15 protein-coding genes and 3 tRNA genes are annotated in these 18,375 nt (G+C 63.1%); 2 read left to right on the top strand and 16 right to left on the bottom strand.

The annotated features are described in order from the left end of the window. Nucleotide 1: 1 nt before the first annotated feature. The 16 genes from nuoG to CFR76_RS01510 all read right to left on the bottom strand — a co-directional run bounded on the left by nuoG (nucleotide 2) and on the right by CFR76_RS01510 (nucleotide 15,981). Nucleotides 2–2,065: an NADH-quinone oxidoreductase subunit NuoG gene (gene nuoG / locus CFR76_RS01585; RefSeq protein ID WP_110555494.1), complete on the bottom strand. Its 2,064-nt coding sequence runs from the start codon at nucleotides 2,063–2,065 to the stop codon at nucleotides 2–4. A gap of 5 nt (nucleotides 2,066–2,070) precedes the next feature. Then, nucleotides 2,071–3,396, bottom strand: coding sequence for an NADH-quinone oxidoreductase subunit NuoF (nuoF, locus tag CFR76_RS01580; RefSeq protein WP_110555493.1), 1,326 nt, complete (start codon nucleotides 3,394–3,396; stop codon nucleotides 2,071–2,073). A 5-nt stretch (nucleotides 3,397–3,401) separates the two neighbouring features. Beyond that, nucleotides 3,402–4,052, bottom strand: a complete 651-nt coding sequence (locus tag CFR76_RS01575; RefSeq protein WP_110555492.1) for a complex I 24 kDa subunit family protein — start codon at nucleotides 4,050–4,052, stop codon at nucleotides 3,402–3,404. A 5-nt stretch (nucleotides 4,053–4,057) separates the two neighbouring features. Next, on the bottom strand, nucleotides 4,058–5,314 hold the full coding sequence (locus CFR76_RS01570; protein WP_025438911.1) for an NADH-quinone oxidoreductase subunit D: 1,257 nt from the start codon (nucleotides 5,312–5,314) through the stop codon (nucleotides 4,058–4,060). Nucleotides 5,315–5,321: 7 nt separating this feature from the next. Beyond that, on the bottom strand, nucleotides 5,322–5,996 hold the full coding sequence (locus CFR76_RS01565; RefSeq protein ID WP_110555491.1) for an NADH-quinone oxidoreductase subunit C: 675 nt from the start codon (nucleotides 5,994–5,996) through the stop codon (nucleotides 5,322–5,324). Beyond that, nucleotides 5,989–6,570 carry a NuoB/complex I 20 kDa subunit family protein gene (locus tag CFR76_RS01560; RefSeq protein WP_010506371.1) on the bottom strand — a complete coding sequence of 194 codons (582 nt, stop codon included), beginning with the start codon at nucleotides 6,568–6,570 and terminating at the stop codon, nucleotides 5,989–5,991. Before CFR76_RS01560 ends, CFR76_RS01565 begins: the two co-directional genes overlap by 8 nt. A 23-nt stretch (nucleotides 6,571–6,593) precedes the next feature. Continuing rightward, complete coding sequence (locus CFR76_RS01555) at nucleotides 6,594–6,959, bottom strand: NADH-quinone oxidoreductase subunit A (RefSeq protein WP_010506373.1); 366 nt, start codon at nucleotides 6,957–6,959, stop codon at nucleotides 6,594–6,596. A 286-nt stretch (nucleotides 6,960–7,245) separates the two neighbouring features. Next, nucleotides 7,246–7,322 (bottom strand) — tRNA-Asp (locus CFR76_RS01550). 39 nt (nucleotides 7,323–7,361) lie between these two features. Next, a tRNA-Val gene (locus tag CFR76_RS01545) sits at nucleotides 7,362–7,436 on the bottom strand. An 85-nt stretch (nucleotides 7,437–7,521) separates the two neighbouring features. Further along, nucleotides 7,522–7,809, bottom strand: a complete 288-nt coding sequence (locus tag CFR76_RS01540; protein WP_007399823.1) for an HU family DNA-binding protein — start codon at nucleotides 7,807–7,809, stop codon at nucleotides 7,522–7,524. Between the two features lie 172 nt (nucleotides 7,810–7,981). After that, nucleotides 7,982–10,411 carry an endopeptidase La gene (gene lon, locus CFR76_RS01535; protein ID WP_244191718.1) on the bottom strand — a complete coding sequence of 810 codons (2,430 nt, stop codon included), beginning with the start codon at nucleotides 10,409–10,411 and terminating at the stop codon, nucleotides 7,982–7,984. A 223-nt stretch (nucleotides 10,412–10,634) separates the two neighbouring features. Continuing rightward, nucleotides 10,635–11,894, bottom strand: coding sequence for an ATP-dependent Clp protease ATP-binding subunit ClpX (gene clpX, locus CFR76_RS01530; RefSeq protein WP_025438914.1), 1,260 nt, complete (start codon nucleotides 11,892–11,894; stop codon nucleotides 10,635–10,637). Nucleotides 11,895–12,023: 129 nt separating this feature from the next. Further along, nucleotides 12,024–12,659 (bottom strand): ATP-dependent Clp protease proteolytic subunit, encoded by a 636-nt coding sequence (locus tag CFR76_RS01525; protein WP_010506376.1) that lies wholly within the window; start codon nucleotides 12,657–12,659, stop codon nucleotides 12,024–12,026. Nucleotides 12,660–12,922: 263 nt separating this feature from the next. After that, complete coding sequence (gene tig, locus CFR76_RS01520) at nucleotides 12,923–14,260, bottom strand: trigger factor (protein ID WP_110555555.1); 1,338 nt, start codon at nucleotides 14,258–14,260, stop codon at nucleotides 12,923–12,925. A gap of 95 nt (nucleotides 14,261–14,355) precedes the next feature. Continuing rightward, nucleotides 14,356–14,440: transfer RNA gene (locus CFR76_RS01515), tRNA-Leu, on the bottom strand. An 80-nt stretch (nucleotides 14,441–14,520) separates the two neighbouring features. Next, nucleotides 14,521–15,981 carry an NAD(P)H-hydrate dehydratase gene (locus CFR76_RS01510; RefSeq protein ID WP_110555554.1) on the bottom strand — a complete coding sequence of 487 codons (1,461 nt, stop codon included), beginning with the start codon at nucleotides 15,979–15,981 and terminating at the stop codon, nucleotides 14,521–14,523. A 138-nt stretch (nucleotides 15,982–16,119) separates the two neighbouring features. Here CFR76_RS01510 and CFR76_RS01505 point away from each other — a divergent pair, with 138 nt between their 5' ends. Next, nucleotides 16,120–16,572 (top strand): CopD family protein, encoded by a 453-nt coding sequence (locus CFR76_RS01505; protein WP_110555489.1) that lies wholly within the window; start codon nucleotides 16,120–16,122, stop codon nucleotides 16,570–16,572. A 211-nt stretch (nucleotides 16,573–16,783) separates the two neighbouring features. Further along, nucleotides 16,784–18,364 (top strand): DEAD/DEAH box helicase, encoded by a 1,581-nt coding sequence (locus CFR76_RS01500; protein ID WP_110555488.1) that lies wholly within the window; start codon nucleotides 16,784–16,786, stop codon nucleotides 18,362–18,364. Nucleotides 18,365–18,375: the final 11 nt, after the last annotated feature.

The raw sequence follows: 18,375 nt of genomic DNA, 5'->3' as shown, positions 1-18,375 counted from the left end.
CCTACTCCGCCGCCTGGTTTGCAGGGTGCACGTAAATGCCCGAACAGGTTTCCATGGTGGGGCTGGCGCGGCACACGGCATGGGTCAGGTAATAATCGGCAATGACCGGGTGGAACGGCCCACCGGACATGGCCACCATGCCCGCCTGCGGGCCAGCGGTGTCCGACGTGCCGCAGCGCGCCCACGCCGCCCCGAATGCCGGGCTGGCCCGCATCATGCGCTGGCGCAGGGCCTCGATCGTGTCATAGGGCAGCTTGCGCCCCACCACTTCGGAAAAGGCGCGCAGGATCCGCCAGTCCTCACGCGCGTCGCCGGGCGGCATGATGGCGCGGAAGGCTTCCTGCACGCGCCCTTCGGTATTGGTGTAGGTACCGGGCTTTTCGGCATACAGCGTACCGGGCAGGATGACATCCGCCCGCGCGGCCCCCGCGTCGCCATGATGGCCCTGATAGATGACGAATGTTTTCGGCCCGATGCGGTCGGTCGCGAATTCATCCGCGCCCAGCAGCCACAGCACGTCCACCCCGCCATCCAGCATGCCCGCCACGTCGTGGCCCTTTGGCGCGGGCACAAGGCCAAGGTCCAGCCCGGCAACGCGGCTGGCCGCCGTATGCAGCACGTTGAAGCCGTGCCAGTCAGGGGCAATCGCCCCCACCTGCGCCGCCAGGTCCCAGCATGCCTTTGCAATCGCCTGCCCGTCGGGCCGTGTCAGCGCGCCATGGCCGACGATGATCATGGGCCTTTTCGCGTTTTTCAGCACATCGGCAAAGGGCAGCCTGCCATCCGCCAGTTCCACCAGCGTGTCGGGGCCTGCGCCCAGCACCTCGGCCGCATAGGTCGGGTCGGCATTGGGCGCGCCGATCATGGCGATGGGGAAGCCACCGCGCCCGGCGGCCAGGAAGCGCTTGCGGATGCGCGCATTCAGCACGGGTGCTTCCTGCCGGGGAATGGAGCCTACGATCAGCAGCGCGTCCGCGTCCTCGATGCCGGTAATGCCGCTGTTGAAGGTGTAGAAGTCACGGCGCGACGTATCGTATTTCGCCCCGTCCTGCCGGCAGTCGATATTGCCCGACCCCAGTGTTTCCATAAGGTCCTTCAGCGCCATCATGCTTTCGGCGTCGCACATGTCGCCCGCGATCGCGCCGATGCGTTCGCCCGGCACGCTTTTCAGCCGTGTCGCGATGGTGGCAAAGGCGTCCTGCCAGCTTGCGGGCTGCAGCTTGCCATCCACCCGCACCCATGGGCGGTCAAGGCGGCGGCGGCGGAAGCCATCGACCACGAACCGTCCCTTGTCCGACAGCCATTCCTCGTTCACCTCGTCATTGATGCGCGGCACGATGCGCAGCACCGCCGCCCCACGGGCATGCATGACGATATTGGTGCCTACCGCGTCGCACACATCGATGGAATCCGTGCGCTTGAGTTCCCATGACCGGGCGGTAAACGCATAGGGCTGTGATGTCAGCGCGCCCACAGGGCAGATATCGATCAGGTTGCCCGACAGTTCGGATGTCAGGGCCTTTTCAACATAATTGGTGATTTCAAGGTTTTCGCCGCGTGAAATGCCGCCCAGTTCGGGCACGCCCGCGATTTCGGTCGAAAAACGGATGCAGCGCGTGCACTGGATGCAGCGCGTCATGACCGTCTTGACCAGCGGGCCAAGGTATTTGTCGGTCACCGCGCGCTTGTTTTCACGGTAGCGGGACTGGTCCGCGCCATAGCCAAACGCCTGGTCCTGCAGGTCGCATTCACCGCCCTGGTCACAGATGGGGCAGTCCAGCGGGTGGTTGATCAGCAGGAATTCCATCACCGCGCGGCGGGCGCGGCGCACGACCTCGGTATCGGTGAAGATCTGCATCCCGTCGCCAATCGGGAAACCGCAGGAGGCTACCGGCTTGCGCCCGCCCGATACCTCGACCAGGCACATCCGGCAGTTGCCCGCGACAGACAGGCGTTCATGATAACAGAAACGCGGGATTTCCTTGCCCGCCGCCTCGCACGCCTGCAGCGCGGAGGACCCTGCGGGGACTTCAACCGGAATACCGTCAACGGTTACTTTTACCACTATTCCTACTCCGCAGCTTCAACTAGGCCCGCGGGCACCTGCGCGGGCCGCGTGCCGCCATGGGCGGCCTTGTAGGCATGGATGCGTTCTTCCATGACGGGCCGGAACCGGCGGATCAGCCCCTGTATCGGCCATGCCGCCGCATCACCCAGCGCGCAGATGGTGTGTCCTTCCACCTGCCGGGTGACCTGTTCCAGCATGTCGATTTCCTCGATTTCCGCCCGTCCCTGCACCATGCGGTCCATGATGCGCATCATCCAGCCCGTGCCTTCGCGGCACGGCGTGCACTGGCCGCAGCTTTCATGCTTGAAGAATTTCGAGAACCGGGCGATCGCCGCGATGATGTCGGTGGATTTGTCCATCACGATCATGCAGCCGGTGCCCAGCCCCGACCCTTCGGCGCGCAGGCTGTCGTAATCCATCAGCACGGTGTCGCACACGTCACGCGGCAGCATGGGCACCGAACAGCCGCCGGGAATGACCGCCAGCAGGTTGTCCCACCCGCCCCGCACGCCACCGCCATGCTTTTCGATCAGTTCCTTCATCGGAACACCCAGCTCTTCTTCAAACACGCAGGGCGTGTTGACGTGGCCCGATATGGCCATGAGCTTGGTGCCCGCGTTGTTGGGCCGCCCCAGCCCGGAGAACCACGCCGCCCCCCGGCGCAGGATGGTGGCGGAAACGGCAATGCTTTCCACATTGTTGACCGTGGTGGGGCAGCCATACAGGCCCATGGCCGCCGGAAACGGCGGCTTCATGCGCGGCTGGCCCTTCTTGCCCTCCAGGCTTTCCAGCAGGGCGGTTTCCTCACCGCATATGTACGCACCCGCGCCACGGTGGATGTAGAAGTCGAAATCCCAGCCCGACCCGCAGGCGTTCTTTCCGATCAGGCCCGCCGCGTACGCCTCGTCAATGGCGTGCTGCAGGTGCATCGCCTCGTTATAGAACTCGCCCCGGATGTAGATATAGGCCGCATGCGCCCCCATGGCGAAGGAGGCGATCAGCGCGCTTTCCACCAGCTTGTGCGGGTCATGGCGCAGGATCTCGCGGTCCTTGCAGGTGCCGGGTTCCGATTCATCGCCATTGATGACCAGGTAATGCGGCCGCCCGTCGTTCTTTTTCGGCATGAACGACCATTTGACCCCGGTGGGGAAACCCGCCCCCCCGCGCCCGCGCAGGCCGGATGCCTTCATCTCGTTGATGATGGCGTCCCGCCCGCGCGCCAGTATGTCCGCCGTGCCATCCCAGTCGCCGCGGGCACGGGCACCGGCCAGCGTCCAGTCATTCTGGCCATACAGGTTGGTGAAGATGCGATCCTTGTCCTGCAGCATGGCCCTTACTCCTGCCCCTGCGGCTTGTGCGCCGCGTCATCCACCAGCACCTTGCGCCCACCGGCGGGGGCGGAATTCAGGCGGTCGATTGTGGGACCGGGCGTGGGACGTTCGCCACGCTTCAGCGCCTCGATCAGTTCGAGGGTGCGCGGGCCGTCCAGATCTTCGTAGTAATCATCATCAACCTGCAGGATCGGGGCGTTGGCGCAGGCGCCAAGGCATTCCACTTCCGTCAAGGTGAACAGGCCATCGGCGCTGGTCTCGCCAAACGCCCTGATGCCCGTCGCCGCCTTGCACGCCGCCGTCACATCATCCGACCCGCGCAGCCAGCACGATGTGGTGGTGCAGACCTGCAGGTGGTACCGGCCAATCGGCTTCGTGTTGAACATGAGGTAGAAGGTCGCGACCTCGTACACCCGGATCGGGGCCATTTCCAGACGGGCGGCCACCACGTCCATGGCCACGCGGGGTATCCACGCGCTGCCGGTCTGGCGGCCCATCTGCTTCTGCACGACATAGAGCAGCGGCAGCACGCCGCTCGCCTTGCGCTCGGGCGGATATTTGGCAAGGATTACCGCAATCTGCTGCTCGCTTTCGGCATCGAATGCGAAATGGGTCGGTTCCGCGCCCGCGGGCGCGTTGGGCTGGACGGACATGTCGGTCACCTGTCAATCTCGCCAAAGACCAGGTCGAGCGACCCGATAATGGCCACGGCATCCGCCAGCATGTGCCGGCGCGACATCTCGTCGATTGCCTGGAGATGGGAAAAACCCGTGGGCCGGATCTTGCAGCGATACGGCCGGTTGCTGCCATCGGCCACCAGATACACGCCAAATTCGCCCTTGGGCGTTTCAGTCACGGTGTAGGTGGCCCCCGGCGGCACGTGATAGCCTTCGGTAAACAGCTTGAAGTGATGGATCAGTGCTTCCATCGAGCGCTTCATCTCGCGGCGCGGCGGGGGCGTGATCTTGTGGTCGCGCACCTTGACCGGGCCGGGGCGTATCTGTTCAAGGCACTGGTTGATGATCTTCACGCTTTCGCGCATTTCGGCCACGCGGATCAGGTAGCGATCGTAACAGTCGCCCTGACGGCCCACGGGCACGTTGAATTCAACCTTGTCGTAATTGTCGTATGGCTGGCTGCGGCGCAGGTCCCATGGCACGCCGGACGCCCGCAGGCACGGGCCGCTGAAGCCCCAGGCCAGCGCCTGTTCGGTGGTGAAAACACCGATGCCCACCGTACGCTGCTTCCAGATGCGGTTGCCGGTCAGCAGCGCCTCAAGGTCATCAATCCATTTGGGGAAGGTCCGCGCCCAGTCGGCAATGCGTTCCTCCAGCCCCGCCGGCAGGTCGCGCGCGACGCCACCGGGGCGGACATAATTGGCATGGAACCGCGCGCCGGACGCGGCCTCGTAGAACTCGATCAGCTTTTCGCGTTCCTCATACCCCCACAAAGCGGGCGTCAGCGCCCCGCAGTCCAGCCCGAAGGAAGTCAGGTTGAGGATATGGTTCAGGATGCGCGTGATCTCGGCAAACATGACCCGGATCCATTTGGCGCGTTCCGGGGCCTCGATATTCAGCAGCTTTTCCACCGCCAGCGCGAAGGCCTGTTCCTCACACATCGGCGAGACGTAATCGAGACGGTCGAAATACGGCAGCGCCTTGGGATATGTCTTGTATTCGATCAGCTTTTCCGTGCCGCGATGCAGCAGGCCGACATGGGGAATGGCGCGGGCGACGACCTCGCCCTCCATTTCCAGAACCAGTCGCAGCACGCCATGGGCGGAAGGATGCTGGGGACCGAAGTTCAGCGCGTGGGAATCGATTTCCACCACATGGCGCTTGACCTCGCCGTCACTGTCCTCCGGCAGCATGCTGTCGGGAATGTCCGTATCGCTACGAAGGGTTACGTCGCTCATCTGTCGCCTATCCCTGTCGTTTCATGTCCTGGCGGTCGGCATGCGCCTTTTCATCGCCCGGTAGGGTCAGGATGCCTTCCCATGGGGATTCGAAATCGAAATTGCGGAAATCCTGCACCAGGTCGACCGGCCCATAGACCACCTGGCGCCGTTCCTCGTCGTAATGCAGCTCGACATAGCCGGTCAGCGGGAAGTCCTTGCGCAGCGGATGCCCGTCAAACCCGTAATCGGTCAGGATGCGCCGCAGGTCGGGCTGGTCGGTAAACAGCACGCCAAACAGGTCATAGCATTCACGTTCCCACCATGTGGCCGCGGGCCAGAGCTGGTGGACGGACGGCACGGGCGATGTCTCGTCCGTGGTCACGATCACGCGGATACGGTGGTTATGGGTGACCGACAGCAGGTTATAGACCACGTCGAACCGTTCGGCCCGTTCGGGGAAGTCCACGCCACAGATATCCATCACCTGCTGGCAGGCGTAACGCGGGTCGTCACGCAGCATGGTCATGAGGTCGAGCAGGCGATGGCGCGTAGTGCGCACCACCAGCTCCCCCTTCTCGATCCCGGCTGAAATGATGCCCGCAACAGTAGTGGACAGGCGGAAGGCGATGACGCCCAGCGGGCCTGAAACCGCACGAGGTGCCGCGACGGTAATGGGGGGATTGCTTGCGGGATCAGCCACGGCGGATTGTCCCTGTCCTGCGGATTTTCTTCTGCAGTTGCAGGATGCCGTAAATCAGCGCCTCCGCCGTGGGCGGGCAGCCGGGCACGTACACATCCACCGGCACGATGCGGTCGCAGCCGCGCACCACCGAATAGGAATAATGGTAATACCCGCCGCCATTGGCGCATGACCCCATGGAGATGACCCAGCGCGGCTCGGCCATCTGGTCATAGACGCGGCGCAGCGCCGGGGCCATCTTGTTGGTCAGCGTGCCCGCCACGATCATCACGTCCGACTGGCGTGGCGACCCGCGCGGGATGATGCCCATGCGGTCCAGGTCGTAACGCGGCATGTAGGCGTGGATCATTTCCACCGCACAGCATGCCAGCCCGAACGACATGGGCCACAGGCTGCCGGTCCGGCCCCAGTTCACCAGCTTGTCCAGGCTTGCGACCACGAAGCCCTTTTCGGTAATTTCGCCGGTAATGCCCTTGATGACCGCGTCCTGCTGCGGCCCCGGGGGCAGCATTTCCCGGTTCCACGCAATACTGTCTGCCGGCCGGTCCGGCCCGGATGTATCGTTGCCACCCATTGGCGCGCCTCCCCTTGTCATGCTCAATCCCAGTCCAGCGCGCCCTTGCTCCATTCATAGATGAAGCCGACCACCAGAACGCCCAGGAAGCCCATCATGGACGCGAAACCAAACCACCCGATCCGCGACAGGCTGACCGCCCACGGGAACAGGAATGCGACTTCCAGATCGAAAATGATGAACAGGATCGCCACCAGATAGAACCGTACGTCAAAACGATGGCGCGCATTGTCGAATGCCTCGAAACCACATTCGTATGCGGACGTTTTCTCGGCATAGGGTTTCTGGTGGCCAAACAGCAGTGAACTGCCCAGCATTGCGCCTGCAATCACCACCGCAATGCACCCGAATATAAGTACGGGCAAATAATCAGCGATAACGGAATGCATCTTCCGTGTTCCCAACCTGTTAATACGCCACCAGGTGTCTTAATCGACTTATGTATGGCTTCAGGGATGCTAGACCCAACGTGCTGATGGGAACAGTTACTTAACCGTGTTCTTTGGTGAACATTACTGTGAGGATATGTGCCGCACAGGTTCCCTCAATATTGCGTGACCATTACTTACACGGCACAAAATATTGTTTTCATTTTTCCGTGTGCGCCGTAGGCATAAAAAAACGCCAGTGCGGCTGCATCTGGCGTGGTGCGGAAAAGAATGGATCGTGCCGTAATGGCGCGAGTGACGGGGCTCGAACCCGCGACCTCCGGCGTGACAGGCCGGCGCTCTAACCAACTGAGCTACACCCGCGTGGTGCATGTCCGCGCCTGCATGAAGCACGGGAAAACATGGTGGGCGATGACGGGATCGAACCGCCGACCCTCTCGGTGTAAACGAGATGCTCTACCGCTAAGCTAATCGCCCGCGACCCTACTAAGCGATTGCAAAAAAAGGGGCAACCCAAAAAATGGATTGCCCCTTCCTTTTTTGCCTGAAAAAGCAGCCAGCCTTACTTGCTGACGGCTTCCTTCAGGTTCTTGCCCGGCTTGAAACGCACGGATGTGGATGCCGGGATGTCCAGCGGCTCACCCGTGCGGGGGTTACGTCCCTTGGCCGCCTTGCGGGTTGCGGTCACGAACGTACCAAAACCAACCAGACGGACTTCCTGCTTGCTTGCCAGCGCCTTTTCGATCGCACCGAAAACCGCATCAACCACTTCGCCAGCCTTAGCCTTGGCCAGATCGGCTTCCTCGGCTACAGCAGCGACGAGTTCCTGCTTGTTAAGTGGCTTCTCCATTTTACGCCTTTCTTTGTACTGTGCGCCTACGCAATCATTCAAAAGTCGCGCCGCATTTCTGCACGCACTATGCCGCTGTTTTTTCTCACGTCAACCGACAGAATTCGGGGAATGACAGAGAAATTCCGTCATTCCCCCCCATCATGACAATTTTGCGACCCTGCACCCCTGCTTAATGCGTCAATGCGGGGGCTGCCGTGCCTTCCTTGCTGCCTGCCGCCACGGGTTCCGTCCATTCAATCGGTTCAGGCTTGTGCACCAGCGCCTGCCCGATCACCTCATCCACATGCGAGACCGGCAGGATGGTCATGGCCTGTGTCACGACCTCGGGAATGTCCACCAGGTCCTTCTCGTTGTCCTTGGGGATGAAGATGGTGGTCAGGCCGGCCCGGTGGGCGGCCAGCAGCTTTTCCTTAAGCCCGCCAATGGCCAGGACACGGCCACGCAGCGTGATTTCGCCCGTCATGCCCACATCGCGGCGCACAGGGATGCCCGTCATCACGCTGACGATGGATGTCGCCATGGCGATACCGGCGGACGGCCCATCCTTCGGCGTGGCCCCTTCGGGCACATGCACGTGCAGGTCACGCTTTTCAAACAGGTCGGGGCTGATGCCAAACGTCACGGCGCGGCTGCGGACATAGGACAGGGCGGCGGCAACGCTTTCCTTCATCACATCGCCCAGCTTGCCTGTCAGCTTGATGTTGCCCTTGCCGGGCACCATCACGCTTTCGATGGTCAGGATTTCGCCGCCCACCTCGGTCCATGCCAGCCCGGTCACGACTCCGACCATGTCTTCCGACTCGGTCTCGCCGTGGCGGAATCGCTTCACGCCTGCGTATTTCTCAAGGTTTTGGGCCGTGATCTCCACGGTCCTGGCCTTGCCCGTCACGATTTCGGTCACGGCCTTGCGCGCAAGGGTCGCGATTTCACGTTCCAGGTTACGCACGCCCGCTTCGCGGGTGTAGCTGCGGATCAGTTCGCGCAGCGCGTCATCCGACACCGACCATTCACCGGGCTTCAGGTTGTTCGCCGCCGTCTGCTTGGACAGCAGGTGGCGCTTGGCGATCTCGACCTTCTCATCCTCGGTATAGCCGGACAGGCGGATGATCTCCATGCGGTCCAGCAGCGGCTGGGGCATGTTCAGGCTGTTGGCCGTGGTGATGAACATCACATCCGACAGGTCGTAATCGACTTCCAGATAGTGATCGCCAAAGGTCGAATTCTGCTCCGGGTCCAGCACTTCCAGCAGGGCGGAGGACGGGTCACCGCGCCAGTCCGCCCCCAGCTTGTCGATTTCATCAAGCAGGAACAGCGGATTCGAGGTCTTGGCCTTCTTCATCCCCTGAATGATCTTGCCCGGCATGGAACCGATATAGGTGCGGCGGTGGCCACGGATCTCGGCCTCGTCACGCATGCCACCCAGCGACATGCGGACATACTGCCGCCCCGTCGCCTTGGCGATGGACCTGGCCAGCGAGGTCTTGCCCACGCCCGGCGGTCCCACCAGACACAGGATCGGCCCCTTCAGCTTCTGCGCGCGACTCTGGACGGCCAGGTATTCGATGATGCGTTCCTTGACCTTCTCCAGACCATAATGGTCGGTATCGAGCACCTTCTGGGCTTCCGACAGGTCATGGCGCACCTTGGAGCGCTTTTTCCACGGGATGCCAAGGATCCAGTCAAGGTAGTTGCGCACCACCGTCGATTCGGCGGACATCGGACTCATGGTCCTCAGCTTTTTCAGCTCGGCCACCGCCTTCTCGCGCGCTTCCTTGCTCAGCCTGGTCTTGGCGATCTTTTCCTCAAGCTCGGCGGTCTCGTCCTTGCCGTCCTCGCCTTCGCCCAGTTCCTTCTGGATCGCCTTGAGCTGCTCGTTCAGGTAGTACTCGCGCTGCGTCTTTTCCATCTGCCGCTTCACGCGGTTGCGGATGCGCTTTTCCACCTGCAGCACGCCGATTTCGGCTTCCATATGCGCGAAAACCCGCTCCAGACGCGCATTCACGTCCTGGATTTCAAGGATTTCCTGCTTTTCGGGAATCTTCAGGTTCAGGTGGCTGGCGATGGTGTCCGCCAGCTTCGACAGGTCATCAATCTGGTTGAGCGAGACCAGCACCTCTGGCGCGATCTTCTTGTTCAGCTTGATGTACTGCTCGAACTGGCCGATCAGCGTGCGGCCGATGGCCTCGGCTTCCTTGCCGTCGGTTTCCTGTTCCGGCACGTCCTCGATCTCGGCCTCGAAATGGCCATCGACCTCGTGCAATGCAGTGATATGGGCGCGACGGCCGCCCTCGACCAGCACCTTCACCGTGCCATCGGGCAGCTTGAGCAGTTGCAGGATGGTGGACACGGTGCCGTAGCGATAGATATCGTCGGGCGTCGGGTCATCCTGCGCCGCGTTCTTCTGCGCGACCAGCAGGATCTGCTTGTCGCTGCGCGTCACCGCTTCCAGCGCGCGCACGGATTTTTCACGCCCCACGAACAGCGGCACGATCATGTGTGGAAAAACGACAATATCCCGCAGCGGCAGCACCGCGATCGTATCATGTGCGCTGGCTGTCTCTTCCGTCTCACGCCGGGCGGGGGGCGGATTGGCTACCATGTTGTTGTCCGTCGTTTCCGTCCCGTCAGGGACGGGATTCAGCCTGTCAGTTTCAGACATGTTGTTTTTTTGACCTCCTGATGGACGATCCCGGACGGGCACCCGGACATTGCGGCCTGCCCCTCCGTCGCGCCGCATATGCGACAACTTCACTTCATGTTGTCACGACGCGCCATCACCACAAGCCCGGTGATGGCATTTCGGCGTAAGCCGGCCCCTGCCGTCAGGCAGACTGTTCGGCCGGCTGGTTCTTCCCATACACATAGACAGGCTGCGCCTTGCCTTCGGCCACTTCCTTGTTGACCACGATTTCCTCGACATTCTTCAGGCCGGGCAGTTCGAACATGGTCGACAGCAGGATGCTTTCCAGAATGGCGCGCAGGCCACGCGCGCCGGTGCGCCGCGCGATGGCGCGCTGGGCCACCTGGCGCAATGCGTCCTCGGTAAAGGTAAGCTGCACGTCTTCCATCTGGAACAGGCGGGCATACTGCTTGACCAGCGCGTTCTTGGGCTTGGTCAGGATCTCGATCAGGGCTGCCTCATCCAGGTCCTCCAGCGTCGCGACAACGGGCAGGCGACCGATGAATTCGGGGATCAGGCCGAATTTCAGCAGGTCCTCAGGCTCCACGTCACGCAGCACCGCACCCATCCGGCGTTCGTCAGGCGACTGCACATCGGCGCCAAAGCCGATGCCCGAACCCTTGCCGCGCGCGCTGATGATCTTGTCCAGCCCCGCGAACGCACCACCACAGATGAACAGCATGTTGGTGGTATCGACCTGCAGGAATTCCTGCTGCGGATGCTTGCGCCCGCCCTGCGGCGGCACGGAGGCGACGGTGCCTTCCATGATCTTCAGCAGCGCCTGCTGCACGCCTTCGCCGCTGACGTCACGAGTGATGGAAGGATTGTCCGACTTGCGCGAAATCTTGTCGATCTCGTCGATATAGACAATGCCGCGCTGCGCCTTCTCCACGTTGTAATCCGCCGCCTGCAACAGCTTGAGGATGATGTTTTCCACATCCTCGCCCACATAGCCGGCTTCGGTCAGGGTCGTGGCGTCGGCCATGGTGAAGGGCACGTCGAGGATGCGGGCCAGCGTCTGCGCCAGCAGCGTCTTGCCCGAACCCGTCGGCCCGATCAGCATGATGTTGGATTTCGCGATCTCGACATCATTGTTCTTCTGGGCGTGGGCCAGACGCTTGTAATGGTTATGCACCGCAACCGACAGCACCTTTTTCGCGTGTCCCTGCCCGATGACATAATCATCCAGGATCTTGCAGATTTCCCGCGGCGTCGGCACGCCGTCGCGTGATTTGACCAGATGCGTCTTGTGTTCCTCACGGATGATATCCATGCACAATTCGACGCATTCATCGCAAATGAACACGGTGGGACCGGCGATCAGTTTGCGGACCTCGTGCTGCGACTTGCCGCAGAACGAGCAGTAAAGCGTATTTTTGGAATCGCCGGATTTGTTATTCATAACCGCTCCTATTCCCACGTGGGGGAACTTCTCCATACCTTGCGGCCGGGCCACGGGGGCACGGCACGCCGCAGGTGATCTTCACCCACAGGGGCAGGAAGCGCACCTGCGCGCGCTTCCCTGTGCAGATTACTCCGCAGGTTTTGACGCAACGTTACGACGGACCACCTCATCGACAATACCGAATGCCTGCGCTTCTTCCGCCGACATGTAGCTGTCGCGTTCCAGCTTCTGCTCGATTTCCTCAAGCGTGCGGCCGGTATGCTCCTTGTAGATTTCGTTCAGGCGCTTGCGGATGGTCAGGATTTCCTGCGCCTGGATCTCGATGTCGCTGGCCTGTCCCTGCGCGCCGCCGGAGGGCTGGTGCACCATGACACGGGAATTGGGCAGGGCGAATCGCCGCCCCTTTTCCCCACCGGCCAGCAGCAGCGACCCCATGGACGCCGCCTGCCCGATGCACACCGTGCTGACGGGGCAGCGGATGTACTGCATGGTGTCGTAAATCGCCAGTCCCGCCGACACAACGCCACCGGGGCTGTTGATGTAGAACGAGATTTCCTTGCTCGGGTTCACGCTTTCCAGATAAAGCAGCTGCGCCGACACAAGGGCGGAAACCTGGTCATAGACCGGCCCGGTCAGAAAGATGATCCGTTCCTGCAGAAGGCGGGAATAGATGTCGAATGCCCGTTCCCCGCGGGAGGTCTGCTCCACCACCATGGGCACCAGAGCGTTATTGAAGATCTCTACGGGATCCCGATCCCTCATAGCCATATTCCCGTCCTGAAAAGCAAGGCCCCGTCCTGCGCACGATTACCGGCAAAAGATGCGCGGACAACGCGGGCGCAGCCGGACCCTTCCCGGTTACTTATGACAAAATAGAGACAAACACGCCAGATACCACCCCACCCCTGTCATTTTGCCATGAACGGGGGTGACAAACCATGCGTGTTCATCTGTCCGCAAACACATACGGCGCACGGAAGTCCCCTTCCGCGCGCCGCATGCGCCACCTATGTCGCGAAAGCGGATCAGACGTCAGCTTCCGGCATTTCAGCCAGTTCTTCCGGCGTCACGTCCTTGTCCTCGACCTTCGCAAGCTCGACGATGTAGTCGATGACCTTGTTTTCGAAGATCGGCCCGCGCAGGCCGTCAACAGCCTGCGGGTTCTTGGAGAAATACTCGAACACGGCCTGTTCCTGGCCGGGATAGCGCGCGGCTTCGGCGCGCACCGCGTGCACGATTTCTTCCTGCGTCACGGTGATGTTGTTCACGCGGCCGATTTCAGCCAGCAGCAGGCCCAGCTTCACGCGGCGTTCGGCGATCTTGCGATAGTCGGCGCGCAGCGTGTCCTCGTCCTTGTCCTTGTCTTCCTCATCCAGGCGACCGGCCTTGCGGTCTTCCTCGATGCGGTTCCAGATCTGGGCGAATTCGGCGTCAACCATGCCCGGAGGGGCTTCGAAATCGGTCTTTTCCGCCAGCTTGTCCAGCAGTTCGCGCTTCAGGCGCAGGCGGGACAGCTGCTCGTATTCCTGGCCGACCTGCTTGGAGATCAGTTCACGCACCTGCTCCAGCCCGTCGAAGCCGAGCTTCTTGGCCAGCTCGTCATCGATCTTGGCCTCGACCGGGCGCTTGAGTTCCTTGAGCTTGATGTCGAAGGTGGCTTCCTTGCCCGCGAGGTGCTCCGCGCCGTAATCGGCGGGGAAGGTCACGGTGATCACCTTTTCGTCACCGACCTTCATGCCCTCGATCTGCTCGGCGAAACCGGGAATGAAGCCCGCGCCGCCCAGCTCGACGCTGACATCATCGGCGGAACCGCCTTCGAACGCCGTGCCATCGATCTTGCCCACGAAGTCAACCACGGCCACGTCGCCATTGGCGGCGGGGCGGTCTTCCTCGACCTTTTCGAACTCGCGCTGGCGGCTGGCGATTTCCGTCAGGGCCTTGTCCACGGTCTCGGCGTTCACTTCGGACTTGAGCCGCACGAGCGACAGGCCGGACAGGTCGGGGATGGTGATTTCGGGCAGGACCTCGAACTCGACCGTGAACTTCAGGTCTTCCTTGCTGCCCGGCTCGCTGCCGGAAACCAGGTCAACCCTGGGCTGCATGGCCGGGCGCAGGCCGCGCTCATCCAGCAGGGTGCGGGTTGCGTCGCTTACAACCTGTTCCAGGACTTCGCCCTGGACAGATTCACCAAAACGCTGCTGCAGGATGCTCATCGGCACCTTTCCGGGGCGGAAGCCCGGCAGCTTCATGGACTGTCCAACTTCTTTCAGGCGCGCGGTGCGCTTGCTCTCGATTTCCGCAGCAGGCACCGTAACGGTAAACCCGCGTTTCAGGCCATCGGAAAGCGTTTCAGTAACCTGCATCTGCCAGGCCATCCTCTCGGTCAGAACGTGTCAAAGAACGCAATAGGCCGGTCTGGCCACCACGTCTGCTCGCATAACGCGACTTGCCGGGATCTTGGTACGGGCGGAGGGACTTGAACCCCCACGACTTGCGTCACCAGAACCTAAATCTGGCGTGTCTGCCAATTCCACCACGCCCGCACTGTGCCCAGGCTGTAAGCGCGGGGCTTTAGCGCACCATTGGCCACGGGGCAATATCCCACGCGGCCCGAATGGCGTTTTCAGCCTAAAACTTTTTTTGCCTCAAGCTCCGCCCGTGCCCGCGCCGCGCCAAGATGGCGGTCAAAATCCTCGGCGACCGGCCATTCCCCGGCATGCAGCGCCGCATCGCCATGCATCCACACCCCCGCGCAGGCCGCATCCCAGCGTGGCATGCCCGCCGCCAGCAGGGCCGCGATGATTCCCGTCAGCGTATCGCCCGACCCCGCCGTACCCAGCATGGGGGTGGCGTGGCTGTTGATCGCCACCCGCCCGTCGGGGCTGGCGATGATGGTGTCCGGCCCCTTCATCACGGTCACCGCCCCCGTCCGCGCCGCCGCCTGCCGCGCCGCCGCGACGCGGTCCGGCCCCGGCCTGCCGAACACGCGCGAGAACTCGCCGATATGCGGGGTGATGATGGCGGCCCCCTTCAGCCGGTCGGGCTGTCCCGCCGCCATGGTGAACGCCCCGGCATCGGCAATCACGTCCCGGCCCGCGCACACCAGCGCCGGGAAGGTTTCCGCCACTTCCTCCACCGACAGGCCCGGCCCGCAGACCCATACATGGCGGCGCGAATCCTGCAGCAGCCCGGCCAGCGCGCCTGAATCGACGATCAGCCCCGGCGGCGCGGTCATGCGGTACACATCCGCGCCATCGCCCGCCGCCAGCCGCACAAGACCCGCGCCCGCGCCCCGCGCGCCCGCCGCCGACAGGCGCGCCGCGCCCGGCATTTCACGCCCGCCACATATACTGACAACGCCACGGCTGTATTTATAGCTGGTCGGCCCGCATGCGGGCGTGCGCCACAAGCCCGGCGCGTTATGCCATGTGCGAATCGGCACCGATGCAACGGCGTCCTCCCCGATGCCGATATCCGCCAGCACGGTCCGGCCACACAGCGTGTGCCCCGGCAGCAGCAGGTGCCCGGGCTTGAGGCGGCAGAACGTGACCGTCATCTCCACCTGCGGCGCGTATCCCCGGACGGCACCCGTCGCCCCGTCCACGCCCGTCGGCATGTCGATGGCGACCAGCCGGGGGGCGGCCTCCAGCACCGCCGCCACGTCCGGGCCGATGTCCCGGCTCAGCCCCGCGCCGAACACCGCATCGACCACCAGGTCGAAGCGGGCGGCGTTTTCAGGCGTGAACGCCACGACCGGCCCGCGCCACAGTGCGGCGGCCGCGGCGGCATCCCCACCGGGATGTGGGGGGGCAAGGGCCGCGACCGATACCGGCCAGCCTTCCTGCGCCAGCCTGCGCGCGGTCACGTATCCGTCACCACCATTATTGCCGGGACCGCACAGCACCAGCACGCGGCACGGGCGCATGTGCCGGCGTATGGCGCGGGCGACGGCCCGGCCCGCGTTTTCCATCAGCACGGCCACCGGCACGTGGCGGGCGGCCGCGGCGTCGATCCGCCCCATTTCATCAGGCGTGGGCAGCAGCAGGTGGCGCGCGGCCACATGTGCGGTTTCATCCATGGTCATGATGTCCTTCCCCCTTTCGGCAACTTTGGCTGCGTGACCGGTCTTGCGCATGATACAGGAATGGGGAAACAAGCATTCCGTATCCTGCCCCGCGTGGCACGGATTGTTCTTACCCATCCACCCCCGCAAGGAGGCGTCATGTCCTATCCCATAGTCTGGAGCCTTGTGCTCGCACTCCACATAACCGGCATGGCGGCCTGGGTTGGCGGCATGATCTATGCGGCCTTCGTGCTCAAGCCCAGCCTCAGCCTGCTGGATGGAACGCAGCGCGCCTCCGTCCACCTGCAGACGCTCAACCGTTTCTTCCGTATCGTATGGCATACCATGCCGATGGTGCTGATTACGGGCTGGCTCCTGATTTATCACGATGGCGGGTTTGCGGTGGTGCCATGGCCGATCAACCTCATGCAGTTGTTCGGGCTGGTCATGGCCGGCATTTTCGCACGCATCTATTTCGGTCCCTACCAGAAGGCGCGCCGCGCGCTGCGCCCGCAGCAGGGCACGTTCGACTCGATCCGCTCGCTGGTCATGCTCAACACCGGCATCGGCGTGCTGACCATCATCTGTGGCTGCCTGGCCCATCCGTTCTGAAATTACGGGGACAATCCTCACGTCCCCTTGATTTCCGTTGCAAATATGGGTAGGCACAGGGAATGTGGCACGGCAGGGCACCTGACCCGGGCATGCCGCACTCCCCTTCCCTGCATTGCTGCAGGTACATCAGGGACGGCAGCCTGATACAGCGCGACACGGTGGCAATCGGACGGGGCCATATTCATCTGCTGATACGTTCGAGAGTAATTTGAGCGCCAAAAAAACGTCCTCCGCCCCGGCCCGCTCCGCAAAGAAGGCGGCAGCCCCAGCCCCCGCCGCCAGCACGGACGGGGTCGCCCCCACTGACATCCCCACCCCGGAAGCCCCCGCGGAACAGGACGCATTGCCGCTGTTTTCCGAACTTGGCCTGTCCGAACCCATCCAGCAGGCGATTGATGAGATGGGATACCGTCATCCCACCCCCATCCAGGCGCAGGCCATCCCGTATGTGCTGATGGGGCGCGACGTTCTGGGCGTGGCCCAGACCGGGACCGGCAAGACCGCGTCCTTCACCCTGCCCATGCTGGAAATCCTGTCCGGGTCACGGGCGCGGGCGCGGATGCCGCGTTCGCTCATCCTTGAACCCACGCGCGAACTCGCGCTGCAGGTCGCGGAGAATTTCGTCAATTACGGCAAGCACCTCAAGCTGACCCATGCGCTGCTGATCGGCGGCGAAAGCATGGCCGAACAGAAGGAAGTGCTGAACCGTGGCGTGGACGTGCTGATCGCGACGCCGGGGCGGCTGATCGACCTGTTCGAACGCGGCGGCCTGCTGCTGACCCAGACCCGGCTGCTGGTGATCGATGAAGCGGACCGCATGCTGGACATGGGCTTCATTCCCGATATCGAGAAGATCGTGAACATGCTCTCGCCGCTGCGCCAGACGCTGTTCTTCTCCGCCACCATGGCGCCGGAAATCCGCAGGCTGGCGGACATGTTCCTGAACAACCCCAAGGAAATCACGGTCAGCCGCCCCTCCTCCGTCGCGTCAACCATCGTGACCGGACTGGCCATTGTCGACGCCAAGGAAAAGCGCCGCGCGCTGCGCAAGCTGCTGCGGGCGGCCGACATGCAGAACGCCATCGTGTTCTGCAACCGCAAGCGTGATGTCGACGTGCTGTGCAAATCCCTGATCAAGCATGGTTTTTCGGCGGGCGCCCTGCATGGCGACCTGGCGCAGTCGCTGCGTTTCTCGACGCTTGAAGCGTTCAAGACCGGCGAACTGAAGATCCTGGTCTGTTCCGACATCGCGGCGCGCGGGATCGACATTGGCGGCCTGTCGCATGTGTTCAATTTCGACGTGCCGTTCCATGCCGAGGATTACGTCCACCGAATCGGCCGTACCGGCCGCGCGGGCCGCACCGGCCACGCCTATACGCTGGCCACGCCGGATGAAGAGGCGCTGGTCCAGGCCATCGAGAAACTGACAGGCAAGCCCATTCCCAGAATCGAAATCCCCGGCGTCGAAACGCTGGAATGGTCGGACGAACCCCGTGGCAATGGCCGCCGCAAGCCCGCCCGCAAGGGCAGTGCGGCAACGCCAGCCCCGCAGCAGGAAGCGCCCGCCGCCCCGGCAGTGGCCGCCGAAGACGCGACTCCTGCCCCGCGCAAGCCGCGCAGGGCGCAGGGCGGCACGGCGGGCGGCCCTTCCGCAGCGCCATCCCCGCGTCGCGACTCCGGGTTGCTGCCTGCCGCGCCGGATCAGCCGGTGACCGGCTTTGGCAGTGACGTCCCGGCCTTCATGCAACTGCCGCGCCGGGAAAAATCCGTCATCCCGGCGAACGAATAGGGCCTCTGCCC

The organism is Komagataeibacter swingsii (assembly GCF_003207895.1).
GTDB lineage: Bacteria > Pseudomonadota > Alphaproteobacteria > Acetobacterales > Acetobacteraceae > Komagataeibacter > Komagataeibacter swingsii.
The sequence above is the reverse complement of the archived record's forward strand: the minus strand, read 5'-3'. Positions and strand labels throughout refer to the sequence as shown.